The organism is Streptomyces griseoaurantiacus (genome assembly GCF_036189845.1).
Taxonomy (GTDB): domain Bacteria; phylum Actinomycetota; class Actinomycetes; order Streptomycetales; family Streptomycetaceae; genus Streptomyces; species Streptomyces griseoaurantiacus.
On the sequence record NZ_CP108326.1, the window covers coordinates 2,421,468 to 2,447,953 of the forward strand.

Below are 26,486 nucleotides of genomic sequence, written 5' to 3' on the forward strand. Positions count from 1 at the left end.
CCCAGCGAGCTGAGCAGTCCGAGTCAGCCGAGTCAGCCGAGTAGCAGGGAGACACCGTGAGGGTCGGAATCGTCGGAGCCACCGGACAGGTCGGCACGGTCATGCGCAGGATCCTCGTGGAGCGCGCTTTCCCGGTCACCGAGCTGCGGCTGTTCGCCTCGGCCCGTTCGGCCGGCTCGGTCGTCGACGGCGTCACGGTGGAGGACGCCGCGCAGGCCGACTACAGCGGCCTGGACATCGTGCTGTTCTCCGCGGGCGGGGCCACCTCCAAGGCGCTCGCCGAGAAGGTGGCGGGACAGGGCGCCGTCGTGATCGACAACTCCTCCGCCTGGCGCCGCGACCCGGACGTGCCCCTGGTGGTGTCCGAGGTGAACCCGCACGCGGCGCTGAACCGCCCGAAGGGGATCATCGCCAACCCGAACTGCACCACGATGGCCGCGATGCCCGTCCTCAAGCCGCTCCACGAGGAGGCGGGCCTCGAGGCACTGGTGGTCGCCACCTACCAGGCGGTGTCCGGTTCCGGTCTCGCGGGCGTGGCGGAGCTGCACGGGCAGACGCAGAAGGTGGTCGCCGAGGCGGACCGGCTCACCCACGACGGCGCGGCCGTGGACTTCCCCGAGCCGAACGTCTACAAGCGGCCGATCGCCTTCAACGTGCTGCCCTTCGCCGGCAACCTGGTCGACGACGGACTCAACGAGACCGACGAGGAGCAGAAGCTCCGCAACGAGTCCCGCAAGATCCTGGAGATCCCCGAGCTGAAGGTGTCGGGCACCTGTGTGCGCGTGCCGGTCTTCTCCGGCCACTCCCTCCAGGTCAACGCCCGCTTCGCCCGCCCGATCAGCCCCGAGCGCGCCACCGAACTGCTGGGCGGCGCCCCCGGTGTGGCCCTCTCCGACATCCCGACCCCGCTGCAGGCGGCCGGCCAGGACCCCTCGTACGTGGGCCGCATCCGCGCGGACGAGACGGTGGACAACGGCCTCGCCCTGTTCATCTCCAACGACAACCTCCGCAAGGGCGCGGCGCTGAACGCCGTGCAGATCGCGGAGCTGGTCGCGGCGGAGCTGAACGAGAAGGCCGCTCAGCAGTAGGAGCGCGCCCCACGGGTGAACGGGGTCCCGCCGCCGTACGGGCGAACGGGGCCCCGTCCTCGTGCGCGGCCTCCGTGCCGCCCCGGGGGGTTTCCCCCGCCCGGGCCGCGGCCGCCGCAGGGCTTTCCCTCGACGTGTCCGGTCGGTCGACCCTTCCGCGAAATCTCGGCAGCCATCGCCGTACCGATCGTGGAAGGATGACCGAACCGACACATATGGAGGAGATGACCGCGTGCCTGGCACCAACCTGACCCGCGAAGAGGCACGGACGCGGGCGAAGCTGCTCACCGTCGACTCCTACGAGATCGACCTGGACCTCTCGGGCGCCCAGGGTGGGGGCACCTCCCGCTCGAGCGAGGCCGAGAGCGGGGGAGGCACCTACCGGTCCGTGACCACGGTGCGCTTCGACGTGGCCGCGTCCGGCACCGAGTCGTTCATCGACCTGATCGCCCCGGCCGTGCACGAGGTGACCCTCAACGGTGACGCGCTGGATCCCGCCGAGGTCTTCGCGGACTCCAGGATCGCGCTGCCCGGACTGCTGGAGGGCCGCAACGTCCTGCGGGTCGTGGCCGACTGCGCCTACACCAACACCGGCGAGGGCCTGCACCGCTTCGTCGACCCGGTCGACGACCAGGCGTACCTCTACACCCAGTTCGAGGTGCCCGACGCCCGCCGGGTGTTCGCCAACTTCGAGCAGCCGGACCTCAAGGCGACCTTCCAGTTCACCGTCAGGGCGCCGGAGGGCTGGACCGTCATCTCCAACTCGCCGACGCCCGAACCCGGTGCCGTCACCGACAACGTGTGGGTGTTCGAGCCGACGCCGCGGATCTCGACGTACATCACCGCGCTGATCGCCGGCCCGTACCACAGCGTGCACAGCGTCTACGAGAAGGACGGGCAGACCGTCCCGCTCGGCATCTACTGCCGGCCCTCGCTCGCCGAGTTCCTCGACGCGGACGCCATCTTCGACGTCACCCGGCAGGGCTTCGACTGGTTCCAGGAGAAGTTCGACTACGCGTACCCCTTCAAGAAGTACGACCAGCTCTTCGTGCCGGAGTTCAACGCGGGCGCGATGGAGAACGCGGGCGCGGTCACCTTCCGCGACCAGTACGTCTTCCGGTCCAAGGTGACGGACGCCTCCTACGAGGCCCGGGCCGCGACGATCCTGCACGAGCTGGCCCACATGTGGTTCGGCGACCTGGTCACCATGGAGTGGTGGAACGACCTGTGGCTGAACGAGTCGTTCGCCACCTACGCCGAGGCCGCCTGCCTCGCGCACGCGCCCGGCACCCGGTGGCCGCAGTCGTGGACCACCTTCGCCAACCAGATGAAGACCTGGGCCTACCGGCAGGACCAGCTCCCCTCCACGCACCCGATCATGGCCGAGATCAACGATCTCGAGGACGTGCTCGTCAACTTCGACGGCATCACCTACGCCAAGGGCGCCAGCGTGCTCAAGCAGCTCGTGGCGTACGTGGGCATGGACGAGTTCTTCCGGGGCGTGCAGGCGTACTTCAAGCGCCACGCCTACGGCAACACCCGCCTCTCGGACCTGCTGGGCGCGCTGGAGGAGACCTCCGGGCGCGATCTGAAGACCTGGTCGGAGAAGTGGCTGCAGACGGCCGGCATCAACGTCCTGCGCCCGGAGATCGAGACGGACCAGGAGGACGGGAGCGGCCTCATCACCTCCTTCGCCGTCCGCCAGGAGGCCCCGGCGCTGCCCGCCGGCGCGAAGGGCGAGGCCGTGCTGCGGCCGCACCGCATCGCGATCGGCCTCTACGACGTCGACGAGGCCACCGGCAAGCTGGTGCGCGCCGAGGACGGCCGCATCGAGCTGGACGTCGACGGCGAACTCACCGCCGTGCCGCAGCTCGTCGGCCGGCGCCGCCCGGCGGTCGTCCTGCTCAACGACGACGACCTGTCGTACGCCAAGGTCCGCCTCGACGAGAAGTCGCTCGCGTTCGTCACCGAGCACCTGGGCGACTTCGAGTGGTCGCTGCCGCGCGCCCTGTGCTGGGCCTCGGCCTGGGACATGACCCGCGACGGCGAGCTGGCCGCCCGCGACTACCTGTCCCTGGTGCTCTCCGGCATCGGCAAGGAGTCCGACATCGGCGTCGTGCAGTCGCTGCACCGCCAGGTCAAGCTCGCCGTCGACCTGTACGCCGACCCTGCCGCCCGCGAGGCGCTGCTGACCCGGTGGACCGACGCCACGCTGGCCCACGTGCGCTCGGCCGAGGCGGGCAGCGACCACCAGCTCGCCTGGGCACGCGCCTTCGCCGCGACCGCCCGCACGCCGGAGCAGCTCGACCTGCTGGAGGCGCTGCTCGACGGCTCGCACACCGTGGAGGGCCTGGCCGTCGACACCGAGCTGCGCTGGGCCTTCGTGCAGCGGCTGGCGGCGGTCGGGCGGTTCGACGAGAACGAGATCGCCGCCGAGTACGAGCGCGACCGGACGGCGGCCGGTGAACGGCACGCGGCCGGCGCGCGGGCGGCCCGGCCGACGGAGGAGGCCAAGGCGGAGGCCTGGGCCTCGGTCGTGGAGTCGGACAAGCTGCCGAACGCGATCCAGGAGGCGGTGATCGCGGGCTTCGTCCAGACGGACCAGCGCGAGCTGCTCGCCCCGTACGTGGACCGCTACTTCGCGGCCGTCAAGGACGTGTGGGACTCGCGGTCCTACGAGATGGCGCAGCAGGTGGTCGTGGGCCTGTACCCCTCGGTGCACGTCTCGGCGGACACGCTGGAGAAGACGGACGCCTGGCTCGCCTCGGCGGAGCCGGTCGCCGCGCTGCGGAGGCTGATCTCCGAGGCGCGGGCGGGCGTCGACCGGGCGCTGCGGGCGCAGGCGGTGGACGCCGCAGGCTAGGCGCTCCTCTCAGCGATCTCAGCGCCTTCACCGCCCGTGCCGGCCGGGCCGACGTGGGTGGTGAGGACGGTTTCCCACTGGGCCGCGGACGCGGGTGCGTCCGCGGCCCAGGCCGTGTAGCCGTCGGGGCGGACCAGGAGGGCGGTGCGGCGGGCGCTCGCCCAGTGCCGTACGGCGAGACGGTCCGCGCGGCCCGCGGTGCCGGGCGCCTCCTCGCCGCGCGGCAGGACCAGCACGAAGCGGCCCCCGCGCAGGGCGGCGTAGAGCCGGGTGCCGCCCGCCAGGGCGAGGTCCGGGACCCTCGTGCCGGTCAGCCGGTGGGCGCCGCGCGGGGCGGCGTAGGCGTAGTTGATGCCGGTGACCTGGCCGGCCAGGCGGCGGCGGGCGGGACCGCAGTGGTCGAGGAAGGTGGTCAGACCGGCGCGCAGCGCGCGGGTCCAGGGCCGGCGGGCCATGGCGAGCCGCACGATGCCGCCGCTGCTGCGCAGCACGGACCGGCCGACCGGGTGCCGTTCGGCGTGGTAGGTGTCGAGCAGGGCGGGTCCGGCGTGGCCGTGCAGCACCGCGGCCAGTTTCCAGCCGAGGTTGGCCGCGTCCTGCAGCCCGGTGTTCATGCCCTGCCCGCCGGCCGGGCTGTGCACGTGCGCGGCGTCCCCGGCGAGGAGGACCCGGCCGACCCGGTACCGCGGCGCCTGCCGTTCGTCGCTGTGGAAGCGGGACATCCAGCGGGCCTCGCGCATGTCGTAGTCGCGGCCGAGGGCGAGCCGGGTGATCTCCTTCACCTCGTCCAGGCCGAGCGGCGCGGTGTCCGGGACGTCGCGGTCCCGGTGCCAGCCGATCATGCGGTGGTAGCCGTCGCCGAAGGGGGCCAGGAAGGCGAAGGCCTCGCCGTTCGCGCGGACGGTGAGGAGTTGCTCCGGTTCCTCGCCGAGCCGTACGTCGGCCAGGACGACCGAGCGGATGACCGACCGGCCCGGGAAGGGCAGCCCCACCGCCCGGCGCACGGCGCTGCGCATCCCGTCCGTCCCGACGGCGTACTCGGCGCGCAGCGGCTCGCTCTCCTCCCCGCCGGGCCCGCGCACCGTGAGGGTGACGCCCTCGCCGTCCTGCGCGAGTCCGGTCACCTCGGTGTCGTACCGCAGGGTGACCCCGGCCTCCTCGGCGCGCCGCAGCAGCAGCTTCTCGACCTCGTACTGCGGGACGACGAGCAGGTGGTTGAAGCGGGAGGGGAGTTCGCCGAGGCGGACGGAGAGGCGGCCGAAGAGGCCGATGTCGGCGAGCCGCCGTCCGGTCGCCTCGATGTCCTCGGCGATCCCGCGGGCGTCGAACTGCTCCAGTGTGCGGGCGTGCAGGACGAAGGCGCGGGAGAGGTTGCTGATCTTTCGCGGGCGCTTCTCGACGAGGGTGACGGGGACTCCGGCGAGGGCGAGGTCACCGGCGAGCAGGAGCCCGGTCGGCCCGGCGCCGACGACGAGCACGCGGGGGGCGGGGGTGGTGCGGGACTGGTCCGTCATGACTGCCTCACCAAGGTCTACGTCTGTTGGCCAACGCGTGTGGGCCAACGCCTGTTCGCCAACCTAGAAGGCGAACACGCTGACGTCAACAGGCGTTGGCAAACTTGCGTGGACAGGTGAGTGCCCGGCCTGCGCCCCAGGGCGTGGTCGTGCCCGCACCGGACGGCGCCGTGAAAACACGTCGAGGGAGCCCGCACACCGTACGGTGCGCGGACTCCCTCGACGGAGGAATCGCGTCGGGCCTGCTGTGTCAGCCCTGCTTGTGGGACTTGTCCAGGACCATCACCAGACCGGTGATGACCAGGAACAGCACGAGCGGCGCGGCCACGTAGAGGCCCAGCGTCTCGCCGACGTTGAGGCCCGAGCCGGGGTCGTCGCCGTCGTCGCGGGCCAGCGCGAGCGCGGGGGACGACATGAGCAGCATCATCAGCGTCGTACCGGCGGCCAGGGCGCCGGCGCGCAGGGCGTTCTTCTTGTCCACGGTGCCAACGTAGCGAACGGCCGGACGCCCCGCGCGCCCGGGGTGCCGTAGGACCGCCCGGGCCCCCCGGTCCACAGGACCCGGGCTCACCGCTCCACCCGCTCGCGCAGCACGTCCATCAGCGCGCGGACGCGCGGGGAGGCGGCCAGTTCCTCCAGGGTGACGGGGCGGCCCTCGGCGTCGGCGACGGGCAGCCGCCAGTTGGGGTACTGGTCCCAGGTGCCGGGCAGGTTCTGCGGGCGCCGGTCGCCGACCCCGTCGGGGAGCCAGACGCCGACCATGCGGGCCGGGGTGCGCAGCAGGAACCGGTGCAGCGCCTGGATCTCGGCCTCCTCCCGCAGTCCCGGCAGCCCGCCGCCGGCGCCCTCCAGCAGGCCGAGCCGGTCGAGCAGGGCCAGCCACTCGCCGACGTCCGCCGAGGCCTCGGCGCGCTCCTCCTCCACCGGGCGGGTCAGCAGCCCGAGGCGCTCGCGGAGGTCGACGTGGTCGCCGGTGAGGCGGGAGGCGGTGGAGGGCAGGTCGTGGGTGGTGGCGGTGGCCAGGCAGTCTGCACGCCAGCGTTCTGGAGGCAACGGCCTGCCGTCGCCGGTCCAGTCCCGCTCGAACCACAGGACCGAGGTGCCGAGCACCCCGCGCCTCTGCAGCGCCTCGCGGACACCCGGCTCGACGGTGCCGAGGTCCTCGCCGATCACCAGGGCCCCGGCCCGCGAGGCCTCCAGGACGAGGATCGCGAGCATGGCCTCGGCGTCGTAGCGGACGTAGGTGCCCTCGGTGGGCGGCTGCCCCTGGGGCACCCACCAGAGCCGGAACAGGCCCATGACGTGGTCGATGCGCAGCGCGCCGGCGTGCCGCAGCAGGGCCCGCAGCAGCCGGCGGTAGGGCGCGTAGCCGGAGGCGGCGAGCCGGTCGGGGCGCCAGGGCGGCAGCCCCCAGTCCTGGCCGCGGGCGTTGAAGGCGTCGGGCGGGGCGCCGACGGACATCCCGGCGGCGAAGTGCTCGGCCTGCGCCCAGGCGTCGGCGCCGCCGGGGTGGACCCCGACGGCCAGGTCGTGCACCAGTCCGATCGCCATGCCGGCATCGCGCGCGGAGCGCTGGGCGGCGGCGAGCTGGGCGTCGGTGAGCCAGGCGAGCCGGCTGTGGAAGTCGACCCGGTCGACGAGTTCGCCGCGCGCCCGGGCGGTCTCGGCGGAGCGGGGGTCGCGCAGCCCCTCGGGCCAGCGGTGCCAGTCGGAGCCGTGCAGCTCGGCCAGCGCGCACCAGGTGGCGTGGTCCTCCAGCGCCTGGCCCTCCCGGGCGAGGAAGTCGGCGTAGGCGGCGCGGCGGCCGGGTCCGAGGGGGGCGGTGCGGATCTCCTCCAGCGCCTGCCGCTTGAGGTCCCAGACGGCGTCACGGTCGATGAGCGCGCCCTCGCGCAGCACGGCCCCGCGCAGCCGGGCGCCCTCGGCGCGCAGCGCGGCGAGCCGCCCGGAGCCGTCGGCGTAGGGGTACTCGGGCACGTCCTCCACCCGCAGGTGGACCGGGTCGGGGTAGCGGCGGGAGGAGGGCCGGTAGGGGGAGGGGTCCGTGGGCGCGCCGGGCACGGCCGCGTGCAGCGGGTTGACCTGCACGAATCCGCAGCCGAGGGTGCGGCCGGCCCAGGCGGTGAGCTCGGCGAGGTCACCGAGGTCGCCCATGCCCCAGGAGCGCTCGGAGAGCAGCGAGTAGAGCTGCACGAGGAGCCCGTGGGTGCGGCCGGGCGGAGCGGGCAGCCGGGGCGGGGCGACCACGAGGTGCGCGCTCGCGGTGCGGCCGTCGGGGGCGGTGGCGTGCAGGGTGTGCACACCGGGCGGCAGGTCCTCGATCCCCTCGCGGGACTCGCCCTGCTCGGTCTCGACGCGCAGCCGGGTGCCGGGGGGCAGCCCGGCGAGGGCGTCCGGCCCCGCCGGCTCCTCCCCCGGGGCCGACAGCCACCGGACGACGGTCGGCGGCAGCAGCCGTTCGCGCAGCTCCGCCTCGCGCGCGTCGAGGGCGCGGCGCACGGCCTCGGGCCCGCCCGCGTCGACGCCGAGGGCGGCCAGGGCGGCGGTCACGGCACGTTCGGAGGCGGCGACCGTACGGTCCGGGGAGGGGCGGTAGGAAGTGGCGACGCCATGCAGCTCGGCCAGCCTGGCCAGGGGCGTGCTCCCGTCCGCCGCCGCGTCCGGCGTCCCGTCCGCCGCCCCGGTCGGCATCCCGCCCGGCGTCCCGTCCGGAGCCCCGCCGGGTTCGTCCCCCGCCGGCGTCTCGTCCCGCTCGGCCGCCGGCATCTACAGTCCCGAGGGGTCCGCGCACACCCCGGCCGGGTCGGCGCCCACGACGGAGGGCTCGCTGGTCAGGGGGGCCGCGTCGAACAGCGGCGGTTCACTGGTGAGGGGTTCGAAGTCGGGCAGCGGGGGCTCGCTGGTCAGGGGCGCCTCGGCGCAGCTCCCCTCGGCGCTGAGCATGCACAGGTCGAGCACGGTGGGCTCCGTGGGCTCCATGGGGTCGGCGGACTGCTCCGCCGGGCGTTTGGACTGGGCGGGGAAGAGAAGGCGAGCCGGTGCGGCCACGAGGGCCTCCCTGTCGTCGGAGTGCTCGGACGGTCCCGGTGACGTGGCCCGTCGCGCGTGCGGGTTGGCAGATGGGACATAGCCCTACCCCGAGCGCCGACGCGCAGACGTAACTCACCGCCCAACGTGCTCCGCGTCACACTTCCGGGTGTGCGGAAGGGGGGAGACGAGCCGCCTTCGCGGGCGTCGGAGTACGTACGCGCCCTCGTGCCAGGGCCCGGTCACCCGGCCGGTGCCCTACGCCGAGATCCCGTCGATGCGGGCCAGCGCGTCGTCCGCCCCGTACGGCTGGAGGTAGGGCAGCCAGCGGGGGTCGCGGTGGCCGGTGCCGATGATGCGCCAGGCCAGGCCGGTCGGCGGGGCGGGCTTGTGCCGCAGGCGCCAGCCCAGTTCGACGAGGTGCCGGTCGGCCTTGACGTGGTTGCAGCGGCGGCAGGAGGCGACCACGTTGTCCCAGGCGTGCTGTCCCCCGCGGCTGCGCGGCACGACGTGGTCGACGCTGGTGGCGACGCCCCCGCAGTACATGCACCGCCCCCCGTCGCGGGCGAACAGCGCCCGCCGGGTCAGCGGGACGGGGCCCCGGTAGGGGACCCGGACGAACCTCTTCAGCCGGACCACGCTGGGTGCGGGGACTGTAACGGTCGCACTGTGCAGGAAGGCGCCGGACTCCTCGAGGCTCACGGCCTTGTTCTCCAGGACGAGGACGAGTGCGCGGCGGAGCGGTACGACGCCGAGGGGCTCGTACGACGCGTTGAGGACCAGGACATGCGGCACGGATGGCCTCCTTGGTACGCCGGCGGCGCGTGGCTCGCGCCGGGACGACAGGTAGTCAGTCTCCCCTCATGGCCGCGGGGAGCGCCACCATGTGCCGGTAACGGGCTGGGAGTGTTTTCGACCACACCGGAAGCGATTCCCGCGCCGCGCTCCCCGCATACGCAGGTGAGCGCCGTCTCTTCTCCCCACATCGGAGGGAATCCGCTCAACATGCCCCGTTAGTGTGGTGCTCCCTGCCCGTCCGGTGACCTTCCCGTGATCCGATCGACACCGGCCGGCCGACCGCTGCGGCCGTCCGGCGCCGGCGGCAGGCCGTAGCAGGAGGTAGCCGTCGTGTCCCCGTCCGTCCTCTGGGCATCCGCCCCCGGCGTGTCCGCCGCCGAAGCGTCCGCCACCGGAGCGTCCCCCTCACCGTCCCCGACGGGGAACCCGGCCGCCGTCACGCTCCAGGACGCCCAGGAACACGCGACCAACGCGGCCGGCTGGGTCGAGGAGAACTGGTCCACCTGGCTCGCCATCGGGCTGCGGGTGCTGCTGATCCTGGCGATAGCCGTCGTCCTGCGGGCGGTGGTGCGGCGGGCGGTCACCCGGCTCATCGAGCGGATGAACCGCACCGGTCAGGCCATGGACGGCAGCGGCCTCGGCGGTCTGCTGGTCAACGCGGAGCGGCGCCGCCAGCGCTCGGCCGCCATCGCCTCGGTGCTGCGCTCGGTGGCCTCCTTCCTGATCCTCGGCACGGCCGCGCTGATGGTGCTCGGCGCCTTCCAGATCAACCTCGCCCCGCTGCTGGCCTCCGCCGGTGTCGCCGGTGTCGCCATCGGTTTCGGCGCCCGCAACCTGGTCACGGACTTCCTCTCCGGCGTCTTCATGATCCTGGAGGACCAGTACGGCGTCGGCGACACCATCGACGCGGGCGTCGCCTCCGGCGAGGTCATCGAGGTCGGGCTGCGGGTGACCAAGCTGCGCGGCGAGAACGGCGCGATCTGGTACGTCCGCAACGGCGAGATCAAGCGGATCGGCAACCTCTCCCAGGGCTGGGCCACCGCCAACGTCGACGTCACCGTCAAGGCGGACGAGGACCTGGACCGGGTCAAGGCCACCCTGGACGCGGTCGCCGAGAAGCTGAGCAAGGAGGAGCCCTGGAACGAGCTCCTGTGGGGGCCCGTCGAGGTGCTCGGCCTGGACAGCGTGCTGCTCGACTCGATGGTGGTGCGCGTCTCGGCGAAGACGATGCCCGGGAAGTCCGTGACGGTCGAGCGGGAGCTGCGCTGGCGCGTCAAGCGGGCGTTCGACGCGGCGGACATCCGCATCGTCGGCGGGGCGACGGCCACGACGGAGGAGGATCCCGTCGACCCCGCGGCGGGAGTGGCGACGCCGTCCACCTACGCGAACCCCGAATCGCCGCAGGCACAGGCCGCGGAGCCGATCCCGCGGGCCAGAACCGCCCCGCCGAAGTAGGGGCGGGGGCCGCCACCGCCCGGGCCCCGTTCCCGCCGCCGCGCCGCTCGTGACACCGTGACCCCCGTCACCGGAGCGAAGGGCTGCGTACGCATGAAACTCACCGTGGTCGGCGGCGGATCGACCTACACCCCCGAACTGATCGACGGCTTCGCCCGGCTGCGGGACACGCTGCCCGTGGAGGAGCTGGTGCTGGTCGACCCGGCCGCGGACCGGCTGGAGCTGGTCGGCGGCCTGGCCCGCCGCATCTTCGCGAAGCAGGGGCACGGCGGCCGGATCGTCACCACCTCCGACCTGGACGCGGCCGTGGACGGCGCCGACGCGGTCCTCCTGCAGCTCCGCGTCGGCGGGCAGGCGGCCCGGCAGCAGGACGAGACCTGGCCGCTGGAGTGCGGCTGCGTCGGCCAGGAGACCACCGGCGCGGGCGGCCTGGCCAAGGCGCTGCGCACGGTCCCGGTGGTCCTGGACATCGCCGAGCGGGTCCGCCGCCGCAACCCGCGGGCCTGGATCATCGACTTCACCAACCCCGTCGGCATCGTCACCCGCGCCCTCCTCAAGGAGGGCCACCGGGCCGTCGGCCTGTGCAACGTGGCGATCGGGCTGCAGCGCAAGTTCGCCGCCCTGCTGGGCGTGGAACCGGCCGGCGTCCACCTGGACCACGTGGGCCTCAACCACCTCACCTGGGAGACCGGCGTGCGCCTGGGCGGCCCCGGGGGCGAGGACGTCCTGCCCAAACTGCTCACCGAGCACGGCGACACGATCGCCGCCGATCTGAGGCTGCCCCGCCCCCTCCTGGAGCGCCTCGGCACCGTCCCCTCGTACTACCTGCGCTACTACTACGCCCACGACGAGGTCGTCCGCGAGCTGGGCACCAAGCCCTCGCGGGCCGCCGAGGTCGCCGCGATGGAGAGCGAACTGCTGCGGATGTACGGCGACCCGGCACTGGACGAGAAGCCGGAACTGCTGGCCAGGCGCGGGGGCGCCTACTACTCGGAGGCCGCCGTGGACCTCGCCGCCGCGCTGCTGGCCGGCGCGGGCTCGCCCCACCAGGTGGTGAACACCTTCAACCGGGGCACGCTGCCCTTCCTCCCCGACGACGCCGTGATCGAGACGCAGGCCGCGATCGGCGCGCAGGGCCCGCGGCCGCTCCCGGTCGCCCCCGTGGACCCGCTGTACGCGGGCCTGATGGCGAACGTGACCGCGTACGAGGACCTGGCGCTGGAGGCCGCCCTGCACGGCGGCCGGGACCGGGTCTTCCGCGCGCTGCTGGCCCACCCGCTGATCGGCCAGTACGCCTACGCCGAGACGCTCACCGACAGCCTGCTCGCGCACAACGGGGAGCACCTGCCGTGGGCATGAGGACCGCCGGGGGCGCGGACACCGCGGGGGGCGCTAGGGCAGGGGGCGCGGACGCCCCTACCGTCCTCGCCGTCGACGCCGGGAACAGCAAGACCGACGTGGCCGTGGTGACCGCCGGCGGGCGGGTCCTCGGCACCGCCCGGGGGGAGGGCTTCCGGCCGCCCGCCGTGGGCGTCGGGCCGGCGATGGACGCCCTCGCCCTGCCCGTGAAGGAGGCGCTGGCCGCCGCCGGGCTCTCCTCGGTCACGCATGTCTCGGCCTGCCTGGCCAACGCGGACTTCCCCGTCGAGGAGGAGCGGCTCGGCGCCGCCCTGCACGCCCGCGGCTGGGGCGCCGGCACCGAGGTCCGCAACGACACCTTCGCGATCCTGCGTTCGGGGATCGCCGAGCCGTACGGGGTCGCCGTCGTGTGCGGCGCCGGCATCAACTGCGTGGGCATGCGGCCCGACGGCCGCACCGCCCGCTTCCCGGCGCTCGGCCGGCTCTCCGGCGACTGGGGCGGCGGATGGGGGCTCGCGGAGGAGGCGCTGTGGCACGCCGCGCGCGCCGAGGACGGACGGGGCGAGGACACCGCCCTGGCCCGGACGCTCCCCGCGCACTTCGGGCTGGCCACGATGTACGACCTGCTCCAGGCCCTGCACCTCGGGGAGATCCCCGGGCGCCGCCGCCACGAGCTGTCCCCGGTGCTGTTCGCCACCGCCGAGGCGGGCGACCGGGTGGCCCGCTCGCTGGTGGACCGGCTGGCCGAGGAGGTGGTGACGATGGCGACGGTCGCCCTGACCCGCCTGGAGCTGCTGGACGCGGAGGTCCCGGTCCTCCTCGGCGGCAGTGTCCTCGCGGCCCGCCACCGGCAGCTCGACGAGGCGGTCCGCACCCTGCTCGCCGCGCGGGCCCCCCGGGCCACCGCCCGCGTCGTGACCTCCCCGCCGGTCCTGGGCGCGGCCCTGCTGGGCCTGGACCACGTGGGGGCACCGGTGGAGGCGAAGGAACGGGTGCGGGCGTTCTTCAACGAGTCCGACGGGATCGAGGGGACCGACGGGTCCGAGGGGTCCGACGGGTCCGAGCGGTCCGCGAGCGGGAACGGGGCAGCGGGCTGACGAACCGGCCGGGCCGGGGAACCGCGCCCGGCCCGCACGCGTATTCCTCCCCGAGGGGCAGTGGGCCCGTCCTGACGCCGGGCCCTGTCGGCCGGGGCCCGGGGCGGCGATACTTGCGCCGGGACGGGATGGCCACGGGGGAGGTCGTGTGACGACGAGTTCGAGACAGCGGGGCACGGCACCACCGGGCCCCCCGACCCCGCTGTCCGCCCCCGCGTCCGCCACCGCCGCCCCGACCGCTCCCCGCCGCACCGCCTTCGCGGAGGGCTTCGACCGCCTGCGGCACGCGGCCGGCACCGAACCGGGGCGGCTGCGCCTCATCGGGGCCCTCCTCGCCCTGCTGGTCCTGGCGTTCGGCGCGGCCGGCGCCTGGCAGATGAGTGACCGTGCGACCGCCGCCGACGACGTCCTGCACCGCAGCCAGCCGCTGAGCGCGGGCGCCGCCGAGATCTACCGCTCCCTCGCCGACGCCAACACCGCCGCCGCGGGCGGCTTCCTGGCGGGCGGTCAGGAACCGGCCGCCGTGCGCGAGCGCTACGAGAACGACCTGGAGACGGCCGCCACCAAGCTGGTGACCGCCGCGGCCGCCGCCGACCCCGGCTCGCCCGCCGCCGCGACGATCGCGGGGCTCAACCGGCTGCTGCCGCAGTACGAGGGCCTCATCGAGCGGGCCCGCGCCAACAACCGGCTCGGCTACCCGGTGGGCGGCGCCTACCTGCGCGCGGCGAACGCGATGATGCAGGACCGCATGCTGCCGGCCGCCCAGGACCTGTACACCAAGGAGAACCAGCGGCTGCGCGCCGACTACGCGGACGCCACCCCCTACCCGTGGCTCGCGCTCGCCCTGGGCGTCGCCGCGCTGGCCGCGCTGGCCTGGGCCCAGCGGCGCCACTACCGGCGCACCAACCGGGTGCTCAACCGGGGCCTGGTCGCGGCGACGGCGGCCTCGGCGGCGGTGCTGCTGTGGATGACCGTCGGCCACACCGTGGCCCGGGCGGGCCTGGACTCCTCCTACGAGCACGGCATCCGCTCCCTGAGCGTGCTGCACGACGCGCGCATCGCCTCGCTGAACGCGCGCGGCAACGAGAACCTGACGCTGGTCAGCCGGGGCGCGGAGACCAAGAAGCTGGCCGACGGCGACGTCGTCGACCTCTACGACTACGACTTCGGCCAGGAGATGAAGGCACTCGCCGCGGGCCTCGCGCACGCCGAGACACTGGCCGACGACAGCGCGGGCCGGGAGCCGGTCCGGGCGGCCACCGGGAACATGAAGGTGTGGCGGGAGCGGCACACGGTGGCCCGCGAGGCGGACGACGCCGGGGACTACCAGGGTGCGCTGGACAAGGTGATCGGCGGCGACGGAGACAAGGGGGCCGAGCCGACGGGCGAGTGCTTCGACAGCGTCGACAAGAACCTGGGCCTGGCCGTCGACCACGAGGAGAGCGAGTTCCACCGGGCCGCGGCCGACGGGCGGGACGCGCTGGGCGGGTTGCCCGCGGGCGCGGCGGTGCTGGCCGTGCTGGGCGCGGCGGGCGCGGTGCTGGGCATAGGCCGGCGGCTCTCGGAGTACCGGTGAGGGGCGCCCGCGCGGTGGGGTGCCGCCGTGTACCGGCCGCGCCGGCGAGGGAGGAGCGGTGAGAGGAGGACCGGGGATGCGTGTACGGCGCCTGCGGGCGGGTCTGAAGGGCTGGGGCGGCGTCGGGGCGATGGCCGTCGTCCTCGTGCTGACCGCCGTCTTCGTCCTGCTGCCGCTCGCCCGCGCGGGCGGCACCGACCAGGCCACCGGGGGCGTGGGCGGACTCGCCGAGGGCGTGCGGGCGAGCGCGCACGCCTGCCAGGACCCGGAGAAGCGGAGCCTGTCCCCCTCGGGAGCCGACGGGGCCACCGTCAAGGCCATCAAGAGCCGCGCCCACCCCAGGCTGGTGATCGGCGTCGACCAGAACAGCTACCGCTGGGGCTACCGCGACCCGAACCGCAGCGGCAGCAGCGAACTGGAGGGCTTCGACATCGACCTGGCCCGGCGCATCGCGCGCGAGATCCTCGGCGACCCGGACGCCGTCGTGTTCCGCGCGATCCCCACGAACCAGCGCACCGAGGCGATCCGTTCGGGCCGCGTCGACATGGTGGTGCGCACGATGACGATCACCTGCGACCGGCTGAGGCAGGTCGCCTTCTCCGCGCCCTACTTCCGCACCGGGCAGCAGGTGCTGGCCCCGAGGAAGTCGGACATCACGGGGTACGACGACACGCTCGCGCACAAGAGGGTGTGCTCGGCGACCGGGTCCACCGCGCTGACCCAGCTGACCGCGGACCGCGGCAGCGGGCGGATACCGCCCTCCACCGACATCTCCGTGACCGTGCCGAACCAGCTCGACTGCCTGGTGCGGCTGCAGTTGGGGCAGGTCGACGCGGTCGTGACCGACGGGGCGCTCGCGGCGAGCCAGGCCGCGCAGGACCCGACGGTGGAGCTCAAGGGGCGGCCCTTCACGACCGAGTACTACGGGGTGGCCATGAAGAAGGGCGCCGACGACCTGGTCCGCCGGGTCAACCGGGTCCTGGAGGACTACCGCGGGGACGGCTGGCGGGCCTCCTACGACACGTGGCTCTCCGCCACGCTGGGCGAGGACCCGGAGCCGTCCAGGCCGCCCTCGCCGACGTACCGGTGAGCGGCGGGGCCGGCGGCGGGCACGTCCCGCGGACGGCGCGCGGAGAGGGCCGGAAACCCATTGATCACGATTGCCGGCGCGGGATACGAATACCGCCACCGGATACGGACCACAGATACAGACAACGGCCGGACGGCGGGGGCGGCACGAACGGACGGACGGACGAACGGGAGTCGAGTACCGAAGCGGACAACCGGACTGATACGACTGGACAGTTGGACAGTTGAACCGTTGCCCGGGCGCATCGGACACGCGCGCGGGAACGACGCGAGAGCGAGAGGTGATCGATGGGCGTCGCTGGACCCGCCGGGCCGGTGATGGACCGGGACGAGGTGGACCGTGCGCTGGCGCGACTCGGCGCCGAGCACGAGGCCATCGAGACCTCGCTGCTCGCCCTGCAGGACCACGCGGGCCGCAGACTCCTGGAGGGCGCCGAACTGACCGGCGTCACCAAGGAGCGCTGGGCGGCCACCGAGGCGTCGATCACGCTGCTGTGGGCGTACTTCGACGCGTACTCCGACGCCCTGCACCACGCCCGCCGGGTGCGCTCCCGTCGCCGCTGGTCCAGCAGGGAGGACCTGGTGGAGCTGACCGAACTGCTGAACGGCGCGGGGGTCACCGTCGCGGGCAGTGCGCGTGCCACCGCCAACGCCCCGGCCCTGGCCGGTTCGGCCAAGCTCAGCGAACGGTTCACGCTGGCCGAGCTGGTGGACCGGATGAACGACCTGTACGCCTCCGCCCTCGACCTGGTGGTGGCCGCCGACGCCGTGTGGTCGGCGCTGCCCGCGCGGATCGACCTGCTCTCCGCGGAGCTCCAGCGCACCCGGCGCCTCGCGCACTCGGTGGGGGTGCGGCCGGGCGAGCACCCGGCGGGGGACGACCTGGAGCGGATCACGCGGGCGCTGACCGCCCTGCGCGCCGAGGTGATCTCCGACCCGCTGGCCCACTGGGTGCCGGCGCCGGGGAGTTCGGCGCCGGGCGGGGGCCGACCGGACACCACGACGTACGACCGGCAGGCGCGGGCGCTGGAGGAGGTGCGCCGCGAGATCGACGCGGTGCTGACGGTGCGCCAGGACGCCGAGCAGCGGCTCGTGCGGCTGCGGGACCTGCTCTCCCGCGCCGACCGCACCCTCGCGGAGGCGCGCAACGCGCGCGGCGAGGTGCTGGCGAAGATCGCGGCCTCGGAGGTGCCCGCGGTGAGCGGTCCGCCGACGGCGCTGCAGGAGCAGTTGGCGGCCGCGGCGGAGTACCGGCGGCACGCGCAGTGGCACCGGCTCTCGCCGCTGCTGGAGTCGCTGGAGGAGAAGGCGGAGGACGAACTGCTGCGCGCGCGTGAGTCGCTGACGGCGGTCACCGCGCCGCTCGCGGTCCGCGCGGAGCTGCGCGGCCGGCTGGACGCCTACCGTGCGAAGGTCGCCCGGCACGGGCTCGCGGAGGACCCGCTGCTGGTGGAGCGGTACGACGCGGCCCGCCGCATGCTGTGGAGCGCCCCCTGCGACCTGCGCGTGGCGGAGCAGGCGGTGCTGCGCTACCAGCACGCGGCGACGGACCTGCTGACCCCGCGCGTCCCCGACGACGAACGAGGGGGAACACCATGACCGAGCCGCCCGCCCCGTGCCTCCGCCCCGGCTGCGAGGGCACCTACGAGGACATGGGCGGGGCCCAGCCGTACTGCGACACCTGCGGCCTGGCCGCGCCGGCGCCGGCCGGAGCGGAGAGCGCTCCCACGCCGGCACCGGCGCACCCGCCGACCGAACCGGACACACACGTGGCCGCCCGGCGGCCGGCGGCCGGGCTCGCGGTGGAGGCCGGGGTCACGGTGGAGGCGGCCCCGGTGATCCCGGCGATTCCCGCGCAGTCCTCGGGCCCGGACGGCCCCGCCCCCGGCGGGGCGTGCGGGCGGGAGGGGTGCGCGGGGGCCTACGAGGACGTCGGCGGGGGCGAGTGGTACTGCGACACCTGCGGTCTCGCCCCGGCCGCCCCGGGGGCACCGGCGCGCGCCGCCGGGCCCTCGGGGACGGGCCCGGCGGGCAGCGGCCGAGGCTCCGCGCGCGGCGGGTCCCTGCCCAGCGGGCGTGCCTCCGCACGGTCCTCCGCGCGTTCCGCGCCCTCCCGGCGCTCCGTGTCCGGACGGCTGTCCTCGGCCGGCTCCGGCCGCGGTTCCGTCTCGGTCTCCGTGCGCAGCGCCGGTACCTCGGGCTCCTCGGGCCGCAGCCGGCTCGGCATCGGCCTCGTCGAGGTGCCCGGCGTCCCCCGCCCCGACCCGCGCGCGATGGTCCTGGACGATCCCGAGGTGCCCGAGCGCAAGCGGTTCTGCTCCCGCTCGGACTGCGGGGCGCCCGTGGGCCGCTCGCGTGGCGAACACCGGGGCCGCACCGAGGGGTTCTGCACCAAGTGCGGCCACCCCTACTCCTTCGTGCCCAAGCTCCGCTCCGGCGACGTCGTGCACGGCCAGTACGAGGTGGTCGGCTGTCTCGCGCACGGCGGTCTGGGCTGGATCTACCTCGCCGTGGACCGTGCCGTCTCCGACCGCTGGGTCGTGCTCAAGGGCCTGCTGGACACCGGCGACCAGGACGCGATGGCCGCCGCGATCTCCGAACGCCGCTTCCTCGCCGAGATCGAGCACGCCAACATCGTGCGGATCTACAACTTCGTCGAGCACCTCGACCAGCGCACCGGTTCGCTGGACGGCTACATCGTCATGGAGTACGTCGGCGGCAAGTCCCTCAAGGAGATCGCCAACGACCGCCGCACCGCCTCGGGCGCCCGCGACCCGCTGCCCGTCGAACAGGCCTGCGCCTACGGCATCGAGGCACTGGAGGCGCTCGGCCACCTGCACAGCCGCAACCTGCTGTACTGCGACTTCAAGGTCGACAACGCGATACAGACCGAGGACCAGCTCAAGCTGATCGACATGGGCGCGGTGCGCCGCATGGACGACGAGGAGTCGGCCATCTACGGCACCGTCGGCTACCAGGCCCCGGAGGTCGCCGAGGCCGGTCCGTCCGTCGCCTCCGACCTGTACACGGTGGCCCGCACCCTCGCCGTCCTCACGTTCGACTTCCAGGGCTACACCACCGTCTACGCCGACTGTCTGCCGGACCCGGACACCGTCGAGGTCCTCGGCCGGTACGAGTCCTTCTACCGGCTCCTCGTACGGGCCACCGACCCCGACCCGGCGCGGCGGTTCGCCTCCGCGCAGGAGATGGCGGAGCAGCTCACGGGGGTGCTGCGGGAGGTGGTGGCCCTGCGGACGGGCCGTCCGCGTCCGGCGCTGTCGACGCTGTTCGGACCCGAGGTCAAGGTCACGGACACGAAGTTGTTCGCCGCGCCGACGCGGGAGGTGTCGCGGCTCGGGGCGCGGGCGACGGCGGCGCCCGCGCGGGCGGGACGGCGCCGGCTCCTGGGCCGCGCCCCGGCACGGACCGCCCTGCCCGCGCCGGACGCCGCCGCCGGGGGTGTGCCGGCCGCCGGTGCCCCCTCCGCCGGTACGCGGCCCGCCGGTGTCCCGGACGGCGGCGTCCCGGGCACCGGTGCGGATGCCGGTGCCGCGTCCGGGGCCGTGACGAAGCCGCTGGACGCCCGCGCCGCCGCGCTCGCGCTGCCCGTGCCGAGGGTCGACCCCGAGGACCCCCACGCCGGTTTCCTGGCGGGCCTGCTGACCTCCGCCCCGGCGGAGCTGATCGCCGCGCTGGACAACCTCCCCTCCGCGTCCACGGAGACGCGGCTCCGCCGGATCCGGGCGTGGCTGGAGAGCGCGCGGGACGGGAGCGCCGCGGGCACCGGTGGCGCGGAGGCCGCCCTGGAGTCCCTGCGGAGCCTCGCGGACGAGCATCCCGAGGACTGGCGCGTCGTCTGGTACCGCGGCCTCACCGCGCTCGTCACCGGCGACCACGAGGACGCCGCCCTGGCCTTCGACGCGGTCTACGACGCCTTCCCGGGCGAGCCCGCCCCCAAGCTGGCCCTCGGCCTGTGCGCGGAGGTCCTCGGCCAACTGGACAACGCCGCCGAGTACTACCGCCTCGTCTGGACGACCGACCCGAGCTACGTCGGCTCCGCCTTCGGCCTGGCCCGCGTCCAACTGGCCACGGGCGACGGGCCCGGAGCCGTCCGCACCCTGGAGTCCGTGCCGGAGTCGTCCATCCACTACACCGCGGCCCGCGTGGCCGCCGTACGGGCGCGGCTGCGACCCCGTACGAACGAAACGCCGGACGCCCCGTCCCCGCACGTGTTCCTCGACGAACTCACCGCCGCCGCGCGGCAGGTGGAGGCCCTCGACGGATACGGTCTGGACGCCGTCCGGCGCGAGCGGCTCGCCACGGAGGTCCTCGGGTCCGCCCTGGACTGGGTACTCTCCGGTAGCCGGAAGTCCGCTCCGGCGCCGGCCGGCTCCGCGCTGCTCGGCAGCCGACTGGACGAGCGGGGACTCCGGTTCGGCCTGGAACGCTCGTACCGCACGCTGGCCCGGCTGGCGAGCGGCGGCGAGGAGAGGATCGACCTGGTGGAACGTGCCAACCGTTACCGCCCCCGGACATGGGTGTGAAGTGATGTCGCAGATGCCCCAGCAGACGGCACCGGCCAGGTGCCCCAGTTGCGACGAGCCGCTGGAATCCGGTGACCGCTTCTGCGGTGCGTGCGGACACGACCTGTCGGTGGCGCCGGCCGGGCCGGACGCGTCCGGGGACACCCCGACGCTCACGATGGAGGGCGCTGCGCGCCCGGAGCCCGGCCCTGGTGCCGGGGACACCGTGCACCTGGCGGTCGGCGCGGAACCGGGCGGCGGCTCGCCCTCGGTGCCGCGCCCGGCGCCCGCGGAGGCGCACGGCGAGGTCCACGCCCGCGGCACGGGCGGCGTGCGGCTGGACCGGCCGCGTCCCACCGACCGGCCGGAGCACGCGGAGGCCGCCATGCACGAACGTCACGACGGACCCACGGACCGGGCGGACGACGCCGCCGGTGAGCCCGACGAGTACCCGCTCGCCCCGCCGGAGCCGCGCGCCGCGACGGCGCCGCCCGCGGGCGACCCCTGGGCCCGCGGCCCGCAGCCCGGCACCCCGGCGGCCGGGAGCGGGGTGTGCGTGGCCTGCCGGGCCGGCACCGTCGACAGCGACGGCTACTGCGAGAACTGCGGCCACGCCCAGCCCCGCGAGCGCGACCACATGGAGCGGGACCTGGGCCCGGTGGCCGCCGTCACCGACCGCGGACTGCGCCACCACCGCAACGAGGACGCGTTCGCGGTGCTCACCGCCCCGCTCCCCGACGGCGCCCCACCGGCCGTGCTGGCACTGGTCTGTGACGGCGTGTCCTCCGCGACCCGGCCCGACGACGCCTCCCTCGCCGCCGCCGAGACGGCGGGCACCTCGCTGTCGGGGGCGCTGCTGCGCGGCACGCACCCGCAGGCGGCGATGCACGACGCCATCCTCACCGCCGCGCGGGCGGTCACCGCGCTGGCCGAGGAGCCGGAGACGGCGCAGGAGCACACCCCGCACCAGAACGCGCCGGCGTGCACCTTCGTCGGCGCGGTCGTCACCCAGGGGCTGCTGGTCATCGGCTGGGTCGGCGACAGCCGCGCCTACTGGATCCCGGCCGACCGCTCCGTGCCCCCCGTCCGGCTGACCGAGGACGACTCGTGGGCGGCGCAGATGGTCGCCGCGGGCCTGATGAGCGAGGCGGAGGCGTACGCCGACGAGCGGGCCCACGCCATCACCGGCTGGCTCGGCGCCGACGCCTACGAACTGGAGCCGCACACCGCCGCGTTCAAGCCGGACCGGCCGGGCGTGGTCGTGGTGTGCACCGACGGGCTGTGGAACTACGCCGAGTCCGCCGAGGAGTTGGCCGCCCTGCTGCCGCCCGACGCCGCCGCCCGGCCGCTGCACGCCGCGCAGGTGCTGGTGGGTCACGCCCTGGACGGTGGGGGCCACGACAACGTAACAGTGGCCGTCGTGCCGTTCCCCGTGCCGCCGGAGGGGGCAGGATCCGCCTGAGGGCCACGGGCGCCCCGGCGCGGGTGCCCGGCGAGCGCTGCCCGCTGGGCGCTCCCCGGGCGCGGCACGGGGCGTGTGCGGCGGCCCGCGGACCGGAGGGGACCGGTCCGCATCCAGTCATCGCCCCACCCCGGTGGGGCGCACGAGGGGGACGTGGAACGGCATGGCCATTTTCTCGAAACCGACGGTGCCCCGGTTCGCGGTGGATGTCTACCAGAACGAGTACCTGCCCGAGGGCGGCCGTGAGGTGAACGCGGTCGTGACGGTGAGCGCGACCGGCGGCGGAACGATCGGCGGCGCGGTGGGCGCGCCGCACCTGTACTCCCCGGGCCGGGGGCCCGCCGCCGCGGTGGCCCTCATGGTCGACTGCTCGGGTTCGATGGACTACCCGCCGACGAAGATGCGCAACGCGCGCGAGGCGACGGCCGCGGCGGTCGACACCCTGCGCGACGGCGTCCACTTCGCGGTGATCGGCGGCACGCACGTCGCCAAGGAGGTCTATCCGGGCGGCGGGCGGCTCGCGGTCGCGAGCGAGGCCACGCGGGCCGCGGCCACGTACGCGCTGCGGCGGCTGAGCGCGGGCGGCGGCACGGCCATCGGCACCTGGCTGCGGCTGGCCGACCGGTTGCTGTCCTCGGCGGACGTCACCATCCGGCACGGCATCCTGCTCACCGACGGCCGCAACGAGCACGAGACGCCCGAGGCCCTGCGGTCGGCCCTGGACGGCTGCGCCGGGCGCTTCACCTGTGACGCGCGTGGCGTGGGCACCGACTGGGAGGTCAAGGAGGTCACCCAGATCGCCTCCGCGCTGCTCGGGACGGCTGACATCGTCGCCGATCCGGCGGGCCTGGCCGCCGACTTCACGGCGATGATGGAGACGGCGATGGGCAAGGAGGTCGCCGACGTGGCGCTGCGGCTGTGGACGCCGGTGGGCACCACCGTGCGTTTCGTCAAGCAGGTCGCGCCGAGTGTGGAAGATCTCACCGACCGCCGCTCCGAGGCGGGCCCGCGCACCGGCGACTACCCCACCGGCTCCTGGGGCGACGAGTCCCGCGACTACCACGTGTGCCTGGAGGTCCCGCCCGCCGGCATCGGCCAGGAGATGCTCGCCGCCCGGGTCTCGCTCGTCGTGCCGCCGCCTGGGGGAGGTTCGGCCGAGAACCTGGGCGCCCAGGGCCTCGTACGGGCGGTGTGGACGGACGACGTGGCGGCCTCCACCCGGATCAACCCCCAAGTCGCCCACTACACGGGCCAGGCCGAACTCGCCCATGTCATCCAGGAGGGGCTCGACCTTCGCAAAGCGGGCGATCTGGACGGAGCCACCGCGAAATTGGGGCGGGCGGTGCAGCTCGCCGGCGTCTCGGGGAACGCGGATACTGCGAAACTGCTTGCGAAGGTGGTGGACGTGGTCGACGCGGCGGCAGGTACTGTGCGACTCAAGGCGAAGGTCGAGGAGGCGGACGAAATGACCCTCGAGACCAGGTCCACAAAGACAGTTCGTGTAAAGAAGTGACCTGAAGAGGTCACAGCCAGCACCGAGCCCGACCCCCAGGGGTGGGAGCACACGGCCACCGCGGCCCCCGTCCGGTCCCTTCCGGCCGTACGGGGCGGTCACGGGGCCGGAGAAGGAGAGGGGGAAGCGCCGACATGCCGACCTGCCCGAACGGACATCAGTCGGGTTCCGACGACTGGTGCGAGGTCTGCGGTCACCGCATGGCCGGTGCCGTGCCTCCGCCACCACCGCCGCCGCCCGCGGCGGGCTACGGCTATCCGCCCCCGGGTTCGCCCCCGCCGCCCTCCGGGGCCGCGGGCGGACGGGGCCCCTTCGGCGGCGGCCGCGACTCCGAGCCGGAACTCTGCCCGCAGTGCCGCACGCCCCGTGAGGGGGGTGCGCCCTTCTGCGAGGAGTGCCGGTGGAACTTCCTGACGAACACGGCGACGACGTACACCCCGGCCGCGCCGCGCCCCACGGGCTCCGCCGGACCGCCGCCGCGGTTCCCCGGGCAGGGACCCGGGGCAGGACAGGGGCAGGGACAGGGCCCGCGGACCCAGCCGGGTCCGGGTCCCGACTCCTACGACTACCAGGGCTCCCGCCCCTCGCAGATGAACCGCCCGGCGGAACCGATCCCGCCCGGGCCGCCGTTCGGCGGCGAGCCCTCGGGCCGGCCGGGCGGACCCGGCGGGCCGGGCGGCCCGCCGGCCTTCGGTGGCGCCCCGGAACGACCGCCGTTCGGCGGCGACCCGGCACGCCCCGGCGGCCCCGGTGGTCCCTCGGGGTACGGGGACGGCTCGCGTCCGGGAGGTCCGGGCGGACCCGGCGGCTTCGGCGGTGACCCCGCGCGTCCCGGCGGCCCCGGGCACCCGGGCGGGCCGGACGCCTTCGGCAACGACCCCTCCCGCCAGGGCGGACCCGGCGCCTTCGGCGGCGACCCGTCCCGCCGCGGCGGCCCCGACGGACCGGGCGGACCCGGAGGACCCGGAGGTCCCGGCGGCTACGGGGGCGACCAGGCGCGCCCCGGCGGACCGAACGGGCCGGACGCCTTCGGCAACGACCCCTCCCGCCAGGGCGGACCCGGCGCCTTCGGCGGCGACCCGTCCCGCCGCGGCGGCCCCGACGGACCGGGCGGACCCGGAGGACCCGGCGGCTTCGGCGGTGACCCCGCACGTCCCGGAGGGCCGAACGGTCCGGGCGCCTTCGGCAACGACCCCTCCCGTCAGGGCGGCGGCCAGGGCGGACCCGGGGGCTTCGGCGGCGGCGAGCTGCCCCGCCGGGGCGGCCCGCAGGGTCCCGGCGGCTACGGGGGCGACCAGGCGCGCCCCGGTGAGCGCCCCGGCGGTCCGGACGGCGGCGCGCCCGGTGCCGCCGCCTTCGGCGCCGGTGCGCCGTCCGCCTTCCAGCGGCCGGGCGGCCCGGCCTCGCCTCCCGGCTACCCGCAGCAGGGCGGCGCCCCGCCCTTCGGCGGTGGCGAGGACGACTGGGTCCTCAACCCGCCCTCCTCCTCCGCGCCCGGCGGCGGGCAGCAGGGTCCCGGTGGCGGGCAGGGTCCCGGCGGCGGGCAGGGTCCCGGCGGCGGCTACGGCTTCCCGCAGCCCGGCTCCGGCCAGGGCGCCCCGCCCTCGTACGACCAGGGCCCGGCGACCTGGACGGCCACCATCGGTCCGGACCGCGAGTACTTCCTGGCGATGATGCACCGTTCGGGTCCGGAGGCGGCGGGGCTGAACCTGCCCGCCTACTCGCCCGAGCAGCAGCGGACGCTGACCGGCAACCAGATCACGATCGGGCGCCGCCGGCACTCCACCGGTGACACGCCCGACATCGATCTGGCCGTGCCGCCGGAGGACCCGGGCGTCTCGCACCAGCACGCCATGCTGGTGCAGCAGCAGGACGGCACCTGGGCGGTCGTCGACCAGAACTCGACGAACGGGACCACGGTCAACGGCGGCGAGGAGCCGATCCAGCCCTTCGTGCCGGTGCCGCTGCAGGACGGCGACCGGGTCCACGTGGGCGCCTGGACGACCATCACCATCCACCGCGGCTGAGTCGCGGCGCCCGCACGGCCGTACGCGCCCCTTCAGGGGGAGCGTGCGGCCGTTGGCGCGTGCCCGCGCGCACGCCTCAGGGCAGCGGCCAGGCGTACGGGCCCCCGGGGTCGTCGAGCCAGCTCCAGGCGCGCTCGCCCTCGACCGTGATCCCGAACCGCTCGCGCGGCGGCCGGCCCTCGCGCTCCCACACGGCGTACGCCTCGTGGGGGTCGATCCCGCCGGCGGTCAGCGTCAGCAGGAAGCGGAAGCGGTCGTCGCCGCGGACCCGGCGCGGCAGCCCCTCCAGTCGTGGGAGCGGTGGTTCGGGCGGGGTGTCACCGCGCAGCGGAACGAAGTAGGCGGGCGTGTCCAGGAAGCGTCCTTCGACGCGCCCGGCGCCGGTGACGTGCAGGAGCACGAGCCCGGTGGCGAGCGGAATGAGGATCCGGGCGCCGGGAGCGCACTGGGTGAGCCAGGCGCGCGGCACCGAGGGCAGCTCGCAGGTCGCGATGATCCGGTCGAAGGGGGCGCGCTCGGGCACCCCGCGCGCCCCGTCGCCGGTGACGACGGCGGGGTGGTAGCCGGCGGCCTCGAGGTGCCGGCGGGCCGATTCGGTGATCTCCGGGTCGAGATCGACGGTGGTGACGTGCTCCTCGCCGAGCCGGTGGGCGAGGAGCGCGGCGTTGTAGCCGGTGCCGGCGCCGATCTCGAGGACGTCGTCGCCGTCCCGCACGCCGAGGGCGAGGAGCATCGACGCCATCAGGGAGGGCTGGCTGCTGGAGGAGACCAGTTCCCCGTCCCGCAGCCGGGTGGCCAGCGGGACGTCCTCATAGGCCCCCCGCAGCCAGCGCTCGCGGTGCCGGGGGTCGGGATGCTCGCCCCACCACCGCTCGTGACCCCCCATGACGCCGACGTAGTAGTACGGCACGAACAGGTGCCGGGGCACCTCGGCGAACGCCTCCCGCCACCGCGGCTCGCCCTCCCACGTCCCCCGCGCCCCGATCGCCCGCACGAGGTCCCCGCGTGCCTCCCGCTCGACTTCCGCGAAACCGCCCATACCCCCACTGTTCCACCCCGGCCGCCGCACGGTGCCCCGCACGGCACGGACGGCCG

18 protein-coding genes are annotated in these 26,486 nt (G+C 75.0%); 12 read left to right on the forward strand and 6 right to left on the reverse strand.

Annotated features, from left to right (window positions below; all coding sequences use genetic code 11):
- Positions 1-56: 56 nt before the first annotated feature.
- A complete protein-coding gene (locus OHB09_RS10790; protein WP_328921891.1) occupies positions 57-1,088 on the forward strand; it encodes an aspartate-semialdehyde dehydrogenase in 1,032 nt (343 codons plus the stop codon).
- Between the two features lie 232 nt (positions 1,089-1,320).
- On the forward strand, positions 1,321-3,951 hold the full coding sequence (gene pepN / locus OHB09_RS10795; protein ID WP_191891768.1) for an aminopeptidase N: 2,631 nt from the start codon (positions 1,321-1,323) through the stop codon (positions 3,949-3,951).
- On the opposite strand, the gene OHB09_RS10800 is transcribed toward pepN, so the two are convergent.
- From OHB09_RS10800 to OHB09_RS10820, 5 genes are all read right to left on the reverse strand, one after another.
- Entirely contained in the window at positions 3,948-5,465 is a 1,518-nt protein-coding gene (locus tag OHB09_RS10800; RefSeq protein WP_093589314.1) for an FAD-dependent monooxygenase, read from the reverse strand. The genes pepN and OHB09_RS10800 overlap by 4 nt on opposite strands.
- A 250-nt stretch (positions 5,466-5,715) precedes the next feature.
- A complete protein-coding gene (locus OHB09_RS10805; protein WP_006137306.1) occupies positions 5,716-5,946 on the reverse strand; it encodes a hypothetical protein in 231 nt (76 codons plus the stop codon).
- 86 nt (positions 5,947-6,032) lie between these two features.
- The gene (gene malQ / locus OHB09_RS10810) at positions 6,033-8,156 is read right to left on the reverse strand and encodes a 4-alpha-glucanotransferase (protein WP_328923005.1); all 2,124 of its coding nucleotides are present in this window, start codon (positions 8,154-8,156) and stop codon (positions 6,033-6,035) included.
- A gap of 75 nt (positions 8,157-8,231) precedes the next feature.
- Complete coding sequence (locus OHB09_RS10815) at positions 8,232-8,513, reverse strand: hypothetical protein (RefSeq protein ID WP_167795060.1); 282 nt, start codon at positions 8,511-8,513, stop codon at positions 8,232-8,234.
- A 237-nt stretch (positions 8,514-8,750) separates the two neighbouring features.
- Entirely contained in the window at positions 8,751-9,287 is a 537-nt protein-coding gene (locus OHB09_RS10820) for an HNH endonuclease (protein WP_006137298.1), read from the reverse strand.
- Between the two features lie 369 nt (positions 9,288-9,656).
- Here OHB09_RS10820 and OHB09_RS10825 point away from each other — a divergent pair, with 369 nt between their 5' ends.
- From OHB09_RS10825 to OHB09_RS10870, 10 genes are all read left to right on the forward strand, one after another.
- Positions 9,657-10,745, forward strand: a complete 1,089-nt coding sequence (locus OHB09_RS10825) for a mechanosensitive ion channel family protein (protein WP_191853242.1) — start codon at positions 9,657-9,659, stop codon at positions 10,743-10,745.
- Positions 10,746-10,838: 93 nt separating this feature from the next.
- On the forward strand, positions 10,839-12,104 hold the full coding sequence (locus tag OHB09_RS10830) for a 6-phospho-beta-glucosidase (protein WP_040893413.1): 1,266 nt from the start codon (positions 10,839-10,841) through the stop codon (positions 12,102-12,104).
- Positions 12,095-13,201 carry an N-acetylglucosamine kinase gene (locus tag OHB09_RS10835; RefSeq protein WP_407077318.1) on the forward strand — a complete coding sequence of 369 codons (1,107 nt, stop codon included), beginning with the start codon at positions 12,095-12,097 and terminating at the stop codon, positions 13,199-13,201. Before OHB09_RS10830 ends, OHB09_RS10835 begins: the two co-directional genes overlap by 10 nt.
- Before the next feature lie 148 nt (positions 13,202-13,349).
- Entirely contained in the window at positions 13,350-14,777 is a 1,428-nt protein-coding gene (locus tag OHB09_RS10840; RefSeq protein ID WP_407077319.1) for a hypothetical protein, read from the forward strand.
- A 76-nt stretch (positions 14,778-14,853) separates the two neighbouring features.
- Complete coding sequence (locus tag OHB09_RS10845) at positions 14,854-15,867, forward strand: glutamate ABC transporter substrate-binding protein (protein WP_234527555.1); 1,014 nt, start codon at positions 14,854-14,856, stop codon at positions 15,865-15,867.
- A 287-nt stretch (positions 15,868-16,154) separates the two neighbouring features.
- On the forward strand, positions 16,155-17,465 hold the full coding sequence (locus tag OHB09_RS10850; protein ID WP_191853078.1) for a hypothetical protein: 1,311 nt from the start codon (positions 16,155-16,157) through the stop codon (positions 17,463-17,465).
- Entirely contained in the window at positions 17,462-20,410 is a 2,949-nt protein-coding gene (locus OHB09_RS10855; protein ID WP_328921892.1) for a serine/threonine-protein kinase, read from the forward strand. The genes OHB09_RS10850 and OHB09_RS10855 overlap by 4 nt, the downstream gene beginning before the upstream one ends.
- Before the next feature lie 4 nt (positions 20,411-20,414).
- The gene (locus tag OHB09_RS10860) at positions 20,415-21,851 is read left to right on the forward strand and encodes a PP2C family serine/threonine-protein phosphatase (RefSeq protein ID WP_328921893.1); all 1,437 of its coding nucleotides are present in this window, start codon (positions 20,415-20,417) and stop codon (positions 21,849-21,851) included.
- A 163-nt stretch (positions 21,852-22,014) separates the two neighbouring features.
- A complete protein-coding gene (locus tag OHB09_RS10865; RefSeq protein WP_093589302.1) occupies positions 22,015-23,364 on the forward strand; it encodes a vWA domain-containing protein in 1,350 nt (449 codons plus the stop codon).
- Positions 23,365-23,498: 134 nt separating this feature from the next.
- Positions 23,499-25,391 (forward strand): FHA domain-containing protein, encoded by a 1,893-nt coding sequence (locus OHB09_RS10870; RefSeq protein ID WP_328921894.1) that lies wholly within the window; start codon positions 23,499-23,501, stop codon positions 25,389-25,391.
- Between the two features lie 76 nt (positions 25,392-25,467).
- Here the strand turns inward: OHB09_RS10870 and OHB09_RS10875 are convergent, their stop codons facing one another.
- Positions 25,468-26,430 carry a methyltransferase domain-containing protein gene (locus OHB09_RS10875; protein WP_328921895.1) on the reverse strand — a complete coding sequence of 321 codons (963 nt, stop codon included), beginning with the start codon at positions 26,428-26,430 and terminating at the stop codon, positions 25,468-25,470.
- Positions 26,431-26,486 lie beyond the last annotated feature (56 nt).